The 15,681-nt window shown below is 36.2% G+C and carries 17 protein-coding genes and 1 riboswitch; of the genes, 11 read left to right on the top strand and 6 right to left on the bottom strand.

Annotated elements, in window-relative coordinates; genetic code table 11:
- Window positions 1-7 precede the first annotated feature (7 nt).
- From BFS35_RS12550 to mtnK, 3 genes are read right to left on the bottom strand one after another with little or no spacing between them, the layout of a single operon-like run.
- Window positions 8-1,030, bottom strand: a complete 1,023-nt coding sequence (locus BFS35_RS12550) for a sugar ABC transporter substrate-binding protein (RefSeq protein ID WP_099577085.1) — start codon at window positions 1,028-1,030, stop codon at window positions 8-10.
- Window positions 1,027-2,049, bottom strand: a complete 1,023-nt coding sequence (mtnA, locus tag BFS35_RS12545) for an S-methyl-5-thioribose-1-phosphate isomerase (RefSeq protein WP_099577087.1) — start codon at window positions 2,047-2,049, stop codon at window positions 1,027-1,029. The genes BFS35_RS12550 and mtnA overlap by 4 nt, the downstream gene beginning before the upstream one ends.
- Window positions 2,046-3,248, bottom strand: coding sequence for an S-methyl-5-thioribose kinase (gene mtnK, locus BFS35_RS12540; RefSeq protein WP_099577089.1), 1,203 nt, complete (start codon window positions 3,246-3,248; stop codon window positions 2,046-2,048). The genes mtnA and mtnK overlap by 4 nt, the downstream gene beginning before the upstream one ends.
- Window positions 3,249-3,330: 82 nt before the next feature.
- A riboswitch (SAM riboswitch) is annotated at window positions 3,331-3,435 on the bottom strand.
- A gap of 164 nt (window positions 3,436-3,599) precedes the next feature.
- Between mtnK and BFS35_RS12535 the strand changes: the two genes are divergently transcribed.
- The 6 genes from BFS35_RS12535 to BFS35_RS12510 all read left to right on the top strand — a co-directional run bounded on the left by BFS35_RS12535 (window position 3,600) and on the right by BFS35_RS12510 (window position 9,680).
- A complete protein-coding gene (locus tag BFS35_RS12535) occupies window positions 3,600-4,895 on the top strand; it encodes an HD domain-containing protein (RefSeq protein ID WP_099577091.1) in 1,296 nt (431 codons plus the stop codon).
- Between the two features lie 9 nt (window positions 4,896-4,904).
- Window positions 4,905-5,402 (top strand): YwhD family protein, encoded by a 498-nt coding sequence (locus BFS35_RS12530; protein ID WP_099577093.1) that lies wholly within the window; start codon window positions 4,905-4,907, stop codon window positions 5,400-5,402.
- A 243-nt stretch (window positions 5,403-5,645) separates the two neighbouring features.
- Complete coding sequence (locus BFS35_RS12525; protein ID WP_099577094.1) at window positions 5,646-6,062, top strand: YwiB family protein; 417 nt, start codon at window positions 5,646-5,648, stop codon at window positions 6,060-6,062.
- Window positions 6,062-7,720, top strand: a complete 1,659-nt coding sequence (argS, locus tag BFS35_RS12520; RefSeq protein ID WP_099577096.1) for an arginine--tRNA ligase — start codon at window positions 6,062-6,064, stop codon at window positions 7,718-7,720. The genes BFS35_RS12525 and argS overlap by 1 nt, the downstream gene beginning before the upstream one ends.
- Before the next feature lie 156 nt (window positions 7,721-7,876).
- A complete protein-coding gene (locus BFS35_RS12515; protein WP_099577098.1) occupies window positions 7,877-8,740 on the top strand; it encodes a heme/hemin ABC transporter substrate-binding protein in 864 nt (287 codons plus the stop codon).
- A complete protein-coding gene (locus tag BFS35_RS12510) occupies window positions 8,730-9,680 on the top strand; it encodes a FecCD family ABC transporter permease (protein ID WP_158554325.1) in 951 nt (316 codons plus the stop codon). The genes BFS35_RS12515 and BFS35_RS12510 overlap by 11 nt, the downstream gene beginning before the upstream one ends.
- On the opposite strand, the gene BFS35_RS12505 is transcribed toward BFS35_RS12510, so the two are convergent.
- A complete protein-coding gene (locus tag BFS35_RS12505) occupies window positions 9,670-10,185 on the bottom strand; it encodes an NUDIX hydrolase (RefSeq protein WP_099577102.1) in 516 nt (171 codons plus the stop codon). The genes BFS35_RS12510 and BFS35_RS12505 overlap by 11 nt on opposite strands.
- Before the next feature lie 72 nt (window positions 10,186-10,257).
- On the opposite strand from BFS35_RS12505, the gene BFS35_RS12500 reads away from it, so the two are divergent.
- The 5 genes from BFS35_RS12500 (at window position 10,258) to BFS35_RS12480 (ending at window position 14,156) form a co-directional block, all read left to right on the top strand.
- Window positions 10,258-10,932, top strand: a complete 675-nt coding sequence (locus BFS35_RS12500; protein WP_099577103.1) for an HAD family hydrolase — start codon at window positions 10,258-10,260, stop codon at window positions 10,930-10,932.
- Window positions 10,933-11,643, top strand: a complete 711-nt coding sequence (locus BFS35_RS12495) for a hypothetical protein (RefSeq protein ID WP_099577105.1) — start codon at window positions 10,933-10,935, stop codon at window positions 11,641-11,643.
- An 11-nt stretch (window positions 11,644-11,654) separates the two neighbouring features.
- Window positions 11,655-12,431, top strand: coding sequence for an alpha/beta fold hydrolase (locus tag BFS35_RS12490; protein ID WP_099577107.1), 777 nt, complete (start codon window positions 11,655-11,657; stop codon window positions 12,429-12,431).
- Between the two features lie 69 nt (window positions 12,432-12,500).
- Complete coding sequence (locus BFS35_RS12485) at window positions 12,501-13,274, top strand: hypothetical protein (protein WP_099577109.1); 774 nt, start codon at window positions 12,501-12,503, stop codon at window positions 13,272-13,274.
- A gap of 147 nt (window positions 13,275-13,421) precedes the next feature.
- Window positions 13,422-14,156 carry a class I SAM-dependent methyltransferase gene (locus BFS35_RS12480; RefSeq protein WP_099577111.1) on the top strand — a complete coding sequence of 245 codons (735 nt, stop codon included), beginning with the start codon at window positions 13,422-13,424 and terminating at the stop codon, window positions 14,154-14,156.
- 52 nt (window positions 14,157-14,208) lie between these two features.
- Here BFS35_RS12480 and BFS35_RS12475 read toward each other — a convergent pair whose 3' ends face one another.
- Window positions 14,209-14,508, bottom strand: coding sequence for a DUF2316 family protein (locus tag BFS35_RS12475; RefSeq protein WP_099577113.1), 300 nt, complete (start codon window positions 14,506-14,508; stop codon window positions 14,209-14,211).
- Window positions 14,509-14,578: 70 nt separating this feature from the next.
- The gene (locus BFS35_RS12470) at window positions 14,579-15,664 is read right to left on the bottom strand and encodes a CapA family protein (RefSeq protein WP_099577114.1); all 1,086 of its coding nucleotides are present in this window, start codon (window positions 15,662-15,664) and stop codon (window positions 14,579-14,581) included.
- Window positions 15,665-15,681 lie beyond the last annotated feature (17 nt).

Below are 15,681 nucleotides of genomic sequence, written 5' to 3'. Positions count from 1 at the left end.
CCTATCGTTATTTAATTTTGAAAGCATCTTCCTGACTAAATGCCGGAACTGCCTTTGAAAGATTATTCATATTCGTATCTTGTTTCAAATCTTTTTGTGTAATTTGAACTGGTTTAAATGCATAAGTCGCAGGGACTTTTTCTTCTTTAATGAGCTTTGCCAGAATTCTTACATCTGTTTCACCGATGACTTTAGGATTAACACTTGCTGATGTCTTCCAGTTGCTGTTTTTAGCTTTCATAAAGTTAATGTCCTGGTTTGAGATATCTATTGAATAAATCGGTAGATTGATTTTCTTTTCGTTAAGTGCAAGATAAGCGCCCTTTGTCATCTCATCCCAAGATCCCCATACCGCATCGAAATCTTTTGGTTGATGTTTTGAAAGTACAGCTTGGGTTTTCTTTTTTACATCGCCTTGTACATCTTCAAAATTCGTTGGTCCGATACTTTCAACGACTTTAATTTTGCCTTCGCTTTCATACTTTTTAAAAATTTCCTGACGTTTATCAAGCGGTAGGAAACCAGGACCGACCCATAATTTAAGTACTTTTACGGGTTGTTCTTTATCTTTAATCAGCGCGTCTAACGATAACTTTGCTAATGCATGGTCATCTTGACTTGTAGCAACGACATTATCAATAACCTTGCCGTCTTTATCTGACTTTGTATCAAACGTAACAACTTTGATCTTTGCATCTGCAATTTTCTTAACCAAATCATAGCTGTAATCTTCTTTGCCGTGTGATAATACGATGCCATCATATTTCTTTAGGATTGCCTGATCGACGAGCTGCTGAAACTTTGCATCATTCCCATTCGAAAGAAAAGTATCCACTTTGAGTCCAAGTTTCTCACCTTGTGATTTAGCACCATCGATAAATTGTTTCGTATGATCATCACTACCAAGGTTACGGATAACAGCAATTTTCTTGCCTTTTATTTCACCTGACGCTCCAGATTGTGATGTTGCCTGATTACATCCTGTAAGTAAGATACTTGTTGCAAGTAATAATTGTAATGGTTTCTTCATGCTTTAATCTCCTCAAATAATTTTGTGATTGCTTGTTCTTGTGCTTCGATAATGCCGTGTTCTGTAATGAGTCCTGTGATTAGACTGTTAGGTGTAATATCGAAAGCTGGATTATAAACTGCTACGTCTGCTGCGACTTTATTGTCATAAATATGTGTTACTTCACGTGTGTTGCGTGCTTCAATTGGAATTGCATCTCCACTCGATACCGTTAAATCGAATGTGGGTGTTGGTGCTGCAACGTAAAATGGTACATTATAAAACTTTGCTGCAATAGCAAGCGGTAATGTGCCGATTTTATTAACGACATCGCCATTTAATGCTACACGGTCACAACCGACAATAACAGCTGTAACATCTTGTTGCTGTAACACAGTGGCTGTAGTACTATCTGTAATTGTTGTAACATCGATGCCGGCTTGCGATAACTCAAAAGCTGTAAGTGCGCCTTGAAATCTTGGTCTTGTTTCATCGCTAAACACTTTAAACGGAATTTCTTGAGCGTGTGCTAAATAGAATCCCGCTGTCGCTGTGCCTAATGCACTTGTTGCAAGACTTCCTGGATTGCAATGCGTAATAAACGTTGAGTTCGGTTTTATGAGTGGTAATGTATGTTTCCCGATACGGTCATTGATTGATTTATCTTCTTCATAAATGTGTTGAGCGAGATTTTCTAAAGCCACGATGGTCTGATTGACATCTTCAGTGATTACTTCTTTCGTGCGACCAAGTGCCCATAACAAGTTGATTGCTGTTGGTCGTGTGTTGGATAGTCGTGTGATAACATCCTGCATATAAATTTTAAAGTCTTTATCCCCGTTGTATTGTAAAGCACCGATTACGACACCGTATGCCGCAGTAATTCCGATAGCGGGTGCACCGCGCACGATCATATCTTCAATCGCTACTGCTACTGCTTCATAATCTGTGCAGTCGACATACTGTATATCATGTGGTAATTTCGTCTGGTCAAGGAGCGTAAGAACGCCGTCTTTGTATTGGATCGATTGTAATATCATGCCGCGATCTCCTTAAATTTTGTATATAGTGAGAATATAGATGGGTAGATGGATACTGATTCCGGATATTGAATCAGCGATTTCGCAAACTTAATGAGCTGCACTTCTATCTGAACACGTTGTTGCTCAGGTAAAGTTGTTAAATCATTTACTTTAGCAAGTCCGACAATGCGACGAATAATTTCAAGTCCACATACAATATACGCATCTTCAAGCACTGAACGGATATAGCTTGCATAAACTGAAGCTTGTTTCAATGCGACATCTTTCGTCTTTTCCTGTAAGATCGCTAAACTTTTCTGTTTGAATACTTCTAATACCTCCGTGATACTTTCGGCAATAAACTTAGCCTGTTCATCTCGGCCATGCGCCTGCGCATTACTATATGCAAAGAAGAGGTGAGCGAGCACATTTCCGACATCATATCCTGCTGGTCCATAGAAACCGAATTCAGGATCAATGACTTTTGTTTCTGTTTCATTCACAAATACTGAACCTGAATGTAAATCTCCATGGATTAAACTTTGACTTTTATTTAAGAACTTAAGCTTCGCTTCAGCGACTGCAAGCTTTAATGTGTCATCGTTATAAAGTAACTGTTCGACATATGGAAGCAAGTCGTTACTCACTTCATTGCGAGAGAAATTATCGTAAAATGGCTCGGTGAACACGAGATCTTCAGAAATCTCACATAATTCGGGGTTTATCGTATCTTTTTGTAAAGCCTTCTTCTCTTTCGCATCAAGGACAAAGTCTGAAGTGTTAATCAATGTCTCTGCCAAATAGGTTCCTAAATCAACACCGATATTTGGATATATATTGCCATCGATTAAACCTTGGCGTAATACTGTGTATTCTTTTAAGTCTTCCATGATGACGCATTTCATCACATCATCAATCGCATAAATATGCGGTACAAGTTGTGGTACGATTTCGCCATGTACTTTGAGTAACTTCCCTTCACGAATTGTGCGGTCCGTTGATAATTTAAATTCGTCTGAAATACGTGCTACGTCACCTGAATGTTTGACGATAATGGACTTGTTCCCATTAGATACACGAAAGACATAATTTAAATTACCATCTCCGATTTCGTTTACTGTTAACTTGTCACCGGGGTTAAATAAATTTGTAGTTTCAAGTATGTATGCTGCAATATCAACTTCCTGCATTAAGAAATATGAACTAAATTTAGACAATGCTTTCACCTCAGAATTAATTTTTTCACAAAAAAAACGTTTTTCCCGTACTGCACGGGAAAACGTTAGCCATCAGTATCTCTACTTATCTTTCAGCACAATTGTGCTGTAGGAATTGGCACCTTTTCCATGTGGACAGGTTGCTGGACGTCATAGGGCCTAATCCCTCAGTCACTCTTGATAAATAATTATTTAATTTTTTGTTAAGTTGAATATTAAATTAATTAAAAATATAAGTCAATAACTTTCTGAAAATTTTTTGTATTACAAAATTTTTAAAAGACGTTAATCATTCTATTTTAAAGGCTTTATGATAAAATTTAACTAATGAAAAAATAAAGGAGAACCACTATGGGCTATCAATTCCAGAAGATGCAGGAAGAGAAGGTGTTCAAAGATCCGGTGCATCGCTATGTGCATGTACGTGATCAGTTAATTTGGGATTTAATTAAGACGAAAGAATTTCAACGCTTACGTCGAATAAAACAACTTGGCACGTTATATTTATCTTTTCATACAGCTGAACATTCACGTTTCAATCATTCGTTAGGCGTTTATGAAATCGTACGTCGTATGATAGACGAAATATTTGTTGGACGTGAACATTGGCATAATGAGCATCGTCCACTCGCATTATGTGCAGCGCTGTTACATGATTTAGGGCATGGTCCGTTCTCTCATTGCTTCGAGAAGATATTTAATACGGATCACGAGCTTTACACACAGCAGATCATATTAGGAGATACGGAAGTGAATCATGTATTGTCACGCGTATCTCCTGAATTTCCGAAAGAAGTAGCTGCTGTAATCAACAAGACACATCATAATAAGCTGGTCATTTCGATGATCAGTTCGCAGATTGATGCCGATCGTATGGACTATTTGCAACGCGATGCTTTCTATACAGGTGTGAGTTATGGTAGTTTTGATATGGAACGTATATTAAGACTTATGCGTCCGACAAAGGATGAAGTTGTGATTAAAGAAAGTGGTATGCATGCAGTAGAAGATTATTTAATGAGTCGTTACCAGATGTACTGGCAAGTATATTTCCATCCAGTCAGTCGTGGTGGTGAAGTGTTATTAAATCGTGTCCTGAAACGTGCCAAAGTGTTGTATGAGACAGGCTATGCGTTTAAAGAACCACCTAAATATTTAGTGCCGTTCTTTAAATCAAATCAAGTGTCCGTTGATGCATATTTAAGACTCGATGAAATGGTGTTAAATTATTATCTACAGGAGTGGATTGATGAAGATGACAGTATATTAAGTGATTTATCGCGCAGATTTGTTAACCGTGATTTATTTAAACATCTCCCGTTTGATGGAAATCGATTTACGATAGATGAACTTACTGAATTGTTTACGAAAGCGGGCATTGATCCGGATTATTATTTTGTCGTGGACTCGTTTAGTGACTTGCCATATGACTATAATAGACCTGGGATTAACTCGCGTAAACCTATTCACTTAATAACGTCTACTGGCAAGATTAAAGAAATTAGTACGCAGTCGGTGATAATCAATAGTATTACAGGTATTCAGCGGAAAGATTATAAAATTTACTATCCGAAAGAAACAATTTTAAATATTGAAGACCTTGAAATTCGAGGTGCAATTATTAACGTATTAAATGAATTAGAATAGGGTGATAATATGGCAGAATTTCAGTTTAATATTATAAAAAATGATCCGCTTGACGGACATAAAGGTACAAATATCGGTTCGATTAGCTTAGATAATGTGGCACCAGTATTTATTGATGTTGCAGAGAAAAAAGCATTTATCGATATCGGTGCGATGCATGCGCGTAGTGAAGTTGAAAAGCGTGTGAAATGGGTGACGGATAAATCTGAAACAGAAGGTCCTGACCAGAAAGAATACTGGCTCGTATGGGTAACAACAGAACGTGCAGAAGTCGGTCCTTATTATGCGGGTGTTACTGCTTGTTATATGGCAGTAAATAAGGAACGTAAACGTGGCTATAAAGTGATGGCTGAACATGTCAATATGATGGATAAGTCGATGAAACATAAATTCATTTTAGATCAGATTGGTGATGACAATAAAGCAGTCTTAAAAGACTTCTTAATGCACCATAACCCTGAAATGTGGAACAATTCTGGTGAAGAACTAAAAACAATGTTAGGTTAGGCATGTAACGATTGTTCAACTTTTCCGGATACGGCGAGTATCCGGAAAAGATGAGCACCATCATATCTTCAATTTTGTGACAAAAATGTGACTTTAATAATCGTGTAGATTTTCGGTTGTAATTTTTGCTTAACATTAGTAAGATATGAGTAGCTATAAAAATAGCTAGGACACTAAAGAAAGCAGGTATTTTTATACCTGCTTTCTTTAATTTTATGCAAATTTTGTTATAATCATTAGTGGGTGATCAACTTGAATATAGATATTCATATAAAGCAACAAATCACAAATAGTGAGGGCACAGAGACCTTCGAATTTAATACTACAGGCACACGTATAAAAAAGGCACATACATACATTATGTATAAGGAAACAATTGATGATATCCAGACCGATGTACGTGTTAAAATTGAGAAAGAACGGGTGCGTATCAATCGAAAAGGTCAATTAACGTTAGATTTTCTGTTTGTCCCATATGAGACAACACAAAATATATATCACCTGGCGCATCAAAAAACCGTTATGGAAGTAACTACGAATCAATTGTTCATTGAGTCCAATGAACAATCCGGCAAGGTTTACATTCAATATACAATTGTGAATAATCAAACTGTCTTAGGCAGTTATACATACGATATAGAATATAAGGAGCGAGTATAATGAACATCGTACAACAGCAAAAAGAAACATTAATCGAAGAAATTAAACAGGCGATTTTAAAAGCAGAGCTTGTTACAGAAGTACCGGAAATTAAAATTGAAATTCCAAAAGACACTAAAAATGGTGACTATGCAACAAATATCGCTATGGTGTTAACAAAACTCGCTAAAAAAAATCCACGTGAAATTGCGCAGGCAATCGTAGATCATTTAGATGTGAAAAAAGCGGATGTCACTAAAATTGATATCGCAGGTCCTGGATTTATTAATTTCTATATGGATAATGCATACCTCACTGGTATTATTACTGAAGCATTAAATAAAAAAGATGATTTCGGTAAAGCAGAGCAACCTAAAAATGAAAAAATCTTAGTTGAGTATGTTTCAGCGAATCCTACTGGCAGTCTGCATATTGGACATGCAAGAAATGCGGCAGTAGGTGACACTTTATGCAATGTATTATCTGCAGCTGGGTATGATGTACTACGCGAATACTATATCAATGATGCTGGTAAACAGATTGAGAATTTAGCATATTCTATTGAAGCGCGCTATTTTCAGGCGTTAGGTCAGGAAATGGAACTGCCTGAAGATGGTTATCATGGTAAAGATATTATTGAAATCGGTAAAAAGTTAGCTGTAGAGCATCCGGAATACAAAGATGCTGACAAGGATGAGCGTATTAAAGCATTCCGTAAACTAGGACTAGATTATGAAATGGATAAACTGAAAAAAGATTTAACTGAGTTTAATGTTCATTTTGATAACTGGTTCAGTGAAACTTCACTTTATGAAAATAAAGAAATCGATAAAGCATTAGATAAGATGCGTGAAAATGGTTATTTATTTGAAGAAGACGGCGCAACCTGGTTACGTACAACTGAGTTTGGCGATGATAAAGACCGTGTACTGATTAAAAAAGATGACAGCTATACGTACTTCTTGCCGGATATTGCGTATCACTATGATAAGATTGAACGTGGCTTTGATACGTTAATTAACTTATTCGGTGCAGATCATCATGGGTATATTAACCGTTTAAAAGCATCTCTTGAAACTTTCGGCACAGACTCTAAACGTTTAGAAATTCAAGTGATGCAGATGGTACGTTTATTGCAGGATGGCCAGGAAGTTAAGATGAGTAAGCGTACAGGTAACGCTATTACATTACGTGACATCATGGATGAAGTTGGCATTGATGCAGCACGTTATTTCTTAACGATGAGAAGCCCTGACTCACACTTTGATTTCGATATGGAACTTGCAAAGAGCGAATCAAGTGATAATCCAGTTTACTACGCACAATATGCACATGCGAGAATTTGTTCGATTTTACGTCAGGCAGCTGAAAATGGTATCACACCTTCTGCTGACGCAGACTTTAGCTTAATTACAAATGATAAAGCATATGAATTGTTGAAGCGTATCGCTGATTTTGAAACGGTAATTGAACAGGCAGCAGAAGCACGTGCACCACACCGCATTACAAATTATATCCAGGATTTAGCAGCACATTTCCATAAATTCTATAATGCAGAGAAAGTATTAACAGACGACCTAGAAAAATCTAAAGCACATGTTGCGTTAATTGAAGCAGCAAGAATTACATTACACAATGCTTTAACATTGATTGGCGTTTCAAGCCCGGAAAAAATGTAGTAACTAGAGGCTGGAACTGAAGTGTTGTGCCACAAGCAAAAACCGAAGAAAACTAATAAATCGCTCTTTGATTTATAGTTTTCTTCGGTTTTTGTATTTTGTAAGAAAGATATTGCATATGGTATAATTATACAAAATTGAATGGATGGAGGATTTATGAAGAAAACGTTATTTATACTCTTGATGACAGTACTTTTCATCGTTTCAGGCTGTAATACGGCAGACAAGGTTCAGCAGTCTGACACTAAGGAACGTATTATTTCGTTAATACCGAGCAATACGGAAATCCTTTATGATTTAGGCGTTTATAAAGAGATTATCGGTGTTTCGACAGTAGATGATTATCCTAAACAGGTTAAAGATAAGGAAAAGTTTGACGGAATGAAGCTTGATTATGAAGCGATATTAAAAGCAAAGCCAACGATTGTGTTTGCGCATCAATCGATGGAAAAAGCGCAGGAGAAGACGTTACAAAAGTTGAGGTCAAAAGGTATTAAAGTCGTCGTCGTTCAGGATGCTAATTCATTTGATTCGCTATATAAAAGCATAGAACAAATTGCTAGTGTGACACATAAAGAAGCTGAGGGTAAAGCATTGATAAAAGATATTAAACGTCAAATTCAAGAAACTGCGATTAAATACAAAAAAGATGTCCAAGGTAAAAAAGTGTTTCTGGAAATTTCATCACATCCTGACATTTATACGGGTGGTAATCATACATTAATGAATGATTTACTGAAACAGTTGGGTGCAGTCAATATATTTAGTGGTATAGAAGGTTACCAGGCGGTGAGTACGGAATCAATCGTTAAGAAAAATCCGGATATCATTATCTCTACGAGTGGTCTGTCAAATGCAGCGTTAATCAAAGAAGTGAAGTCAAGAAATGGATTTAAGCATGTTGAAGCGGTAAAACAAAATCAAATCTATGCAGTTGATCCGGATACTGTATCACGTCCAGGACCAAGAATCGCACAAGGTATGGAAACCATTGCCAAAGCTATCGCACATGAAAAATAACATTATCGTATTAACACTTATTCTTATCGTGACATTGCTATCACTCTTTTACGATGATTATGGATGGTTAGATTTAACGGATCCAATGGGTAGGACGATTTTACTTGAGATTAGACTGCCAAGAATTATTACGGGTATGCTCGTCGGAATCATTCTTTCCATTACAGGATATGTTTTTCAGACCGTATTAAATAATTATCTTGCAGATAGTTTTTCGTTAGGACTTGCCAGTGGTGCAAGTTTTGGGAGTGCGCTTTCCATCGTATTAGGATTTAGTATTACGATGACAGCGATATTTAGTATTCTATTCAGTATGATAACGTTACTGATAGTGATCCTTGCCAGCTTAAATCATAAATTTAATTCACAGACAACATGGATGATACTAATCGGCATGTTTATTAACTTCTTCTTTTCCAGCCTCGTTTATGTGTTAGTGCTGATGTTTCCGGAGAAGTCATCCAACATCATGAATTATTTGTTTGGCTCAATAAACACAGTAAGTTATAAAGATATTATGATTTTATTACCATTAACTATTGTGGGCATGATGATTATTTATTTTTTACAGCAGCAAATTGAAATACTTAGTTTAGGACAAGACCGAGCGATTGCACTTGGTTTACGAACGAATACAATCATCTATATTTTGCTTATTACAACGAGTATTATGTGTGCTGTGCTCATTAGTATGACAGGTATTATTGGATTTGTCGGTATGATTATTCCGCCGTTTGTAAAACTGAATTTTAAAGGAAATCATTTTACGAAACTGAACCTGACATTATTTCTTGCAATATTACTCGTCTTAACGGGAGATTTTCTGGGCAGAGCAATGCTTTATCCGGTACAGATTCCTGTATCGATCATGATGTGTTTAATGGGTATGCCGCTATTACTATGGATTATTATGAAACAAAACAGAAATACTATAAACTAAAGTATTGCATTAAACTCGCTAAAGTAAGCGCATTGGCGATTTCGCCATGCGCTATTTTTGTTTTTAAGTCTTTAATTGGAACGAGGACGACTTCGATATCTTCAAATATTTCTCGGGAAATAGTCCCGCTTTGCTCGCTGCCGGTCACTAAAAGTGTCGTTAATTGATTTGTAAATAAAGCTGGGTTCGGATGCATAACGCCAATCACTTGCGCTTCGCCGATATATCCTGTTTCCTCACTGAGTTCTCTTTGACCAGCAATTAATGGAAGTTCGTCTCTATCAACGATGCCGCCAGGTAATTCAAGTGTGTAATCTTCTATGCCGATACGATACTGCCTGATCATGACGATACAATCTGTATGTTCTGCGATAATATTAACCCATTGTGGAGCCTCAATCTGATAAAATTCAGCACTTTGTGCCTGATAAGAAAATTCTGTCGTATTGACTTGAAAGACACGATAATCCGTTTTGTCGATGATACGTCTTTTTTGCCAGTTCATAAGTCACCTCGTCATTTTAGTCGATTTCATTTTAACAGATAGGCTATACTATTGTTAACTGGAGGGGTTTAGATGGAAAGAGCAATCATATTTGATTTGGATGGTACATTACTTGATCGAGAACGTTCGTTACGATTATTTTTAGAAGATCAGTTTGAAAGATATAGAGAATATTTTACGCATGTACAAATAAATGACTATATCAATTATTTTATAGCATACGACGAACACGGTTATGTGAAAAAAGATCGTGTATACAAAGCATTGCTTAATCAACTTGATATTCATTACATCGAAAAGAAGGATTTACTGCTGGACTATGATTTAAATTATCCGAAGTTTGCGACAGGTTTTCCTGATTTAAAAGATATTATTTCAAGAATTCAAAATAGAGGATTAAAAATAGGTATTATTACAAATGGTAAGGTATCACATCAAAGTTATATAATCGATGTTTTGGGTATAGAGAAATATGTTTTAGAAACGTTAATTTCAGAGGCGGTAGGTTACAGAAAACCTGAACCGGAAATATTTATGATGATGTGTGATAAGCTCGGCGTTAAACCGGAGGAATGTATTTTTGTTGGTGACCATCCGGTAAATGATATCGAAGCGGCCCACCGTTTAGGAATGAAGACAGTATTTAAAGATAATCATTATTTTAAAGCCCCTGGTGAAACAATGATGAACAATCGAATTGAAGACTTATCAGAGTTATTTAATATTATAGGTGAGGAGACGATATAGATGAATGTCGTATGGAAAGATGAAACAGTTACAGGCGGTATATTCGAGACAATCAATGTTGAAGGAAATTCAGTAGTCACTTCAAGTGTTGAGGCCAATGAACTAATCATTGAGAAAGATAGTGTATTAAAAATTGAAGGTAAATTAAATGTACCTTATTTGAAAGTTTATGGTGAATTAGTCATTGAAGGAACACTTGAAACGAATGAACTTGTAATTGGTGAAGATGGCTATATTGTAGTACAGGATGAATCTGTTATCGACACAATCGATAATAAAGGGACGGTTGACTTAAAGCGTGGAATAAAAGTGAACGATATTCAAAATAAAGGTGCATTTATTGGTATGGGGCCAGTAAAAGCCACTACATTTCAGTCTAATGGATCAGTGCGTCTGGATGAAGAGCTGAATGCAGAAAACGTAACGATTACCGTCGCTGAAGTAAGTAACATTCGCTATATTATATGCGACGACCTTACGGTGAAAGCAGAACGAGAAAAGTTAATTTTTAAAGATGAATCATCAATCCTTACAGTACGTGAAATCGATGCAGTCAATGCAAGTGTAGAAAATGTAGTTTGTGATCTACTGCGTGCAGATGATGCAACGATTAAAGCACATTGCTCGATTAAAGTTGTAGAGTACGTTAATGATTATAAATACGACGAAGCTTCAGATGTATTAGAATTTGCAAAAATTACGAGAGACTAGAGGGATAGAAGATGGAACTAGCACTAACAAATAATGATGTAGCTGTTCATTACGAACTCATTGGAAAAGGGTATCCACTAGTGATGCTACATGGCCAATTTATGAACACAACAATGTTTGATGATTTCGATACGGCATTTATGAAAAATTTTCAAATTATTAAAATAGATTTGCGTGGTCATGGATTTAGTGATAAACCGTTAGAAATTCATATGGACGATTATGTAGAAGATGTATTAACAGTTCTGGACCTTTTGTATATTAAAGAAGCACACTTTTTAGGATTTGGACTCGGTGGTTCTGTCGCAGCAACAATTGCTTCGAAATATCCAAATTATGTAAATAAATTAATATTAATCAGTACAGGGATTAGAAGCTACTATGAAGCTGAGCGTGAATTTCATAATCAATATGCAAATATATTAAGAACGATGTCACGCAAAGAACGTAACGCAATGCTGGAAGATTATATGTTTAAAGATGTTAAAACTGTAAAAAAATATTATAAGAAGATGAAAGATACACAAAGTGGTATGACTGAAAAAGAAGAAGATGCAGTTATTATCTCTACTGTTGATTATAACCCTCAAAAGCTTGATGTGATTGAAGTTAAGACGCTCGTGATGAGCGGTAGACATGATGAGCTTGTACCAGTCGAAGAAGTGGAAGCACTTGCTGCACTACTACCTGCAAGTAAGTTATCAATCTATGAAGATAGCGGACATGGCTTGTTATATGAACAATATGATGATTTTGTGAAAGAGGTTAAATTGTTTCTTCAAAACTAGTTACAATATGACTGTGTTATGTTAAAATATGTGAGTACTGATAAACATAAGGATATTTTTGGAGGATGCATGAAGAAGGTCATAGCATTGTGCACAATTACCCTAATACTCACAGGCTGTCATGAAGAAGAAGTTGCACACACATCTACACAGAAACAATCATCTAAGAATCATCAAGCTACACCTACTGTTGAAATGGAATTTATACAAAGTAATCCTAAAGAAATTAAACCACATCACAAACAAATTGCAGACGAAAACATTCAGCAACTCAAAAAAGAAATATCAATAGAAGTTGCTTCGAAAATTCCGAAAGTAAAACCTATTACATCGAAATATGAATATGTTGACACCGTTAGAGAATATTCAAAAGAGATGGATCGTGTCATTAATACGATGACTGTTTACGATAATAAAAAAGATGTTGAACAGCAACTTAAAAAAGTGAAAAATATTGTTGTCAAATACGAAGCGAAAGTTCAAACGGCAAAAGCATTGCCTCAAATTAAAAAAGTAGATGCAGAAGTTAAGAAAGCAAATGATAAATATATTCAGTCATTTGGTAAAATAGCTTCAGCGATTACGACGAAAGATACAGCACTAAAAGAAGACGGTTATACTGATTTCTCAAAAGGAAACACTTATTTTAACAGAGCGTACTATGGCGTACAATCTATTGAGGATAACGTCCAGATGGAAGCAATGGTTGAACCAGATACTACAAACGAATCACCAACGAGTGAGTCGTCATCTCTAGAGATTGTCATTTATACAGCAAACGGTAGTGAGGCATTACCGATGAATGACTCAGCAGAGGACAAGAAGAGTGCACTGCCAAAGTGAAAAAATTTGTATACCAACTGATGAACAAACATTGAAAATCATTATGATTTTATTGTTTGTTCTTTTTTTAAATACTATTCAAAAAACTTTATAAACGATTATAATTTTGATAAAGTAAATGCTAGTAAGATACTTAAAGGAGTGCCTATGGACAATAATATGTATGATAATCGGTCATTGTTCGATAAATATAGCGAGATGGAACGCTCAAAGAAAGGTTTAGAAGCAGCAGGTGAATGGGAGAGCTTTAAAGAAATGCTACCCGAATTAAATGGTGCTGCGGTGCTGGATTTAGGTTGTGGTTACGGCTGGCATTGTCAATATGCGGTAGAACAAGGCGCAGAAAAAGTTGTCGGAATCGATATTTCTGAAAAGATGTTAGAGCGTGCGCAGGCACAGCCGGACGCAGATAAAATCACCTTTATTAATCAGTCGATGGATGAATTAGACTTTGAACCACACGAATTTGAAGTAGTAATGAGCTCATTAGCAATACATTATTTACCGTCATTTAAAGATGTTGTTGAGCAGGTGAAGGAAGTATTAACGATTAACGGTACGTTTATCTTTAGTGTAGAACACCCTGTATTTACAGCAGAAGGTAGTCAGGACTGGATCTATGATGAGGCAGGCAATAAATTGTTCTGGCCGGTTGACAATTATTATAAAGAAGGCGAACGTGAGACACAATTTCTTGGGGAAGAAGTAAGGAAATATCATCGCACACTTTCACATTACTTAAGTGTGCTGATTGATAATGATTTTGTGATTAAGGGCATCTCTGAACCTGAGCCAAGTGAAAAGCTACTAGATGAAGTGCCTGAGATGAAAGATGAATTAAGAAGACCGATGATGCTTATTATTTCTGCACGAAGAAAATAATGCATATTGTGTTATAAAAAGAGGGTGAGACATAAGTCTCAACCCTCTTCTATTATTGTAAAAACCAATAATTGGTTTTCATACCTTTTAAATAACTGTATTCTTTTGGCGTAATACCGTGTGTTCTCAGTGTATCATTGATATAATCTCTAACATCCCAAACGAGATGAATAAATTCATTCGTTGGAAGTATTGTAGACATTTGCGAATTATCCATATTTAAAATTGCTGTAATATCCTGAGATGTTAAATTAAAATGTTCTGCGATTGTGGCAATAGATAACGTCGCATCGTTTAGATGAGCGTATAATTCTGTGCTTGTAACTTTACGTTCTTCAACTGATAGTGACATATTCATCCTTCTTTCTATGTGTAGAAGGTTATTATAATACTTTTAACCTAAAATACAAGGTATTTTTACTTTAATGTGATAAATTCTCCACAACTTTCACTTTTGAAGGATACGTTGTCATTAAATCATTAATGAAATTAAACTGTGTTTGTTTCGTACCGGCATCAAGTGATGACTGCATTAAAGGTACAGTTTTGTAACCGCCTGCATTATAATCACCTTCATTGTATGTCGGTAAGAACTCACCTGATGCTACTTCAACACCATCTTTAGTTTTCTTAATATCTAAAGATAGAATCCCGCCTAGACGTGTCTGCATTTGCCCTTGTCCACTAAAGAAATTACCTTGGCTATAGATGATAAAACTATCTTTATCCTGTTTCATCGGTTCTAAAGCGTGAGGATGCCCTCCAAGAACAATATCCGCACCGTAATCCGTTAGCGCCTGCGCTACATCTCGTTGCTCTTGATTCTCGTGGTGCTGATATTCTGTGCCCATATGTAATGAGACAACAACGCCATCAACTTGTGGTTTTAATGTTTCGATATCTTTTTTCATTTTTTTAAGGTCGATAAAATTCACATCATAATCAGCAGTTGGTTCATGCCCATTTGTCCCATATGTGTATGCTAAAAAGCCAAGTTTTACACCGTTTTCTTCGATGATACGTGGTTTGTCATGATCTTCCTGACTGCGATAAGCACCGACATATGGTAAGTGCATTTTATCTAAGTAATCTAAAGAAATATGCAATCCTTTTTGTCCCTGATCAAGTGCGTGGTTATTCGCATTTGAGACAATATCGAATCCAGCATTTTTAATGGCCTGTGCGACTTCAGGGGGCAAATTAAATGTAGGATAATCACCTAGACCTAATTCATTTGCAGCGATGGGTGTCTCAAGATTAGCAATCGCAATATCAGCGTTCTCAATCATCGGTTTAACCGCTTCAAATCCTGGATTAAAGTCATAACCATTTGCCGTCTGTGCATGACGTGCCACATGACCATGAACGAGTACGTCACCGACTGATTTTAAGTTCACGACACCGTCTTGTGCTTCGGGTATTTGATGATCAAGTACAGCTGTAGGTAGAACGAATTGTGATGCAGTTAATACAGAAAGTGCAAGTGCTTTAATTTGATATTTATCCATTAGTTAAACTCCTATTA

Origin of the sequence: Macrococcoides goetzii (assembly GCF_002742385.2) — a bacterium.
Taxonomy (GTDB): Bacteria; Bacillota; Bacilli; order Staphylococcales; family Staphylococcaceae; genus Macrococcoides; species Macrococcoides goetzii.
The sequence above is the reverse complement of the archived record's forward strand: the minus strand, read 5'-3'. Positions and strand labels throughout refer to the sequence as shown.

Bases quoted from the DNA above. Each gene is read 5' to 3' on its own strand.
- BFS35_RS12530 (WP_099577093.1), top strand. From the start codon at position 4,905: ATGGCAGAATTTCAGTTTAATATTATAAAAAATGATCCGCTTGACGGA.
- BFS35_RS12515 (WP_099577098.1), top strand. From the start codon at position 7,877: ATGAAGAAAACGTTATTTATACTCTTGATGACAGTACTTTTCATCGTT.
- argS (WP_099577096.1), top strand. From the start codon at position 6,062: ATGAACATCGTACAACAGCAAAAAGAAACATTAATCGAAGAAATTAAA.
- BFS35_RS12510 (WP_158554325.1), top strand. From the start codon at position 8,730: ATGAAAAATAACATTATCGTATTAACACTTATTCTTATCGTGACATTG.
- BFS35_RS12495 (WP_099577105.1), top strand. From the start codon at position 10,933: ATGAATGTCGTATGGAAAGATGAAACAGTTACAGGCGGTATATTCGAG.
- BFS35_RS12535 (WP_099577091.1), top strand. From the start codon at position 3,600: ATGGGCTATCAATTCCAGAAGATGCAGGAAGAGAAGGTGTTCAAAGAT.
- BFS35_RS12485 (WP_099577109.1), top strand. From the start codon at position 12,501: ATGAAGAAGGTCATAGCATTGTGCACAATTACCCTAATACTCACAGGC.
- BFS35_RS12505 (WP_099577102.1), bottom strand. From the start codon at position 10,185: ATGAACTGGCAAAAAAGACGTATCATCGACAAAACGGATTATCGTGTC.
- mtnA (WP_099577087.1), bottom strand. From the start codon at position 2,049: ATGATATTACAATCGATCCAATACAAAGACGGCGTTCTTACGCTCCTT.
- BFS35_RS12490 (WP_099577107.1), top strand. From the start codon at position 11,655: ATGGAACTAGCACTAACAAATAATGATGTAGCTGTTCATTACGAACTC.
- BFS35_RS12500 (WP_099577103.1), top strand. From the start codon at position 10,258: ATGGAAAGAGCAATCATATTTGATTTGGATGGTACATTACTTGATCGA.
- BFS35_RS12550 (WP_099577085.1), bottom strand. From the start codon at position 1,030: ATGAAGAAACCATTACAATTATTACTTGCAACAAGTATCTTACTTACA.
- BFS35_RS12475 (WP_099577113.1), bottom strand. From the start codon at position 14,508: ATGTCACTATCAGTTGAAGAACGTAAAGTTACAAGCACAGAATTATAC.
- BFS35_RS12480 (WP_099577111.1), top strand. From the start codon at position 13,422: ATGGACAATAATATGTATGATAATCGGTCATTGTTCGATAAATATAGC.
- BFS35_RS12470 (WP_099577114.1), bottom strand. From the start codon at position 15,664: ATGGATAAATATCAAATTAAAGCACTTGCACTTTCTGTATTAACTGCA.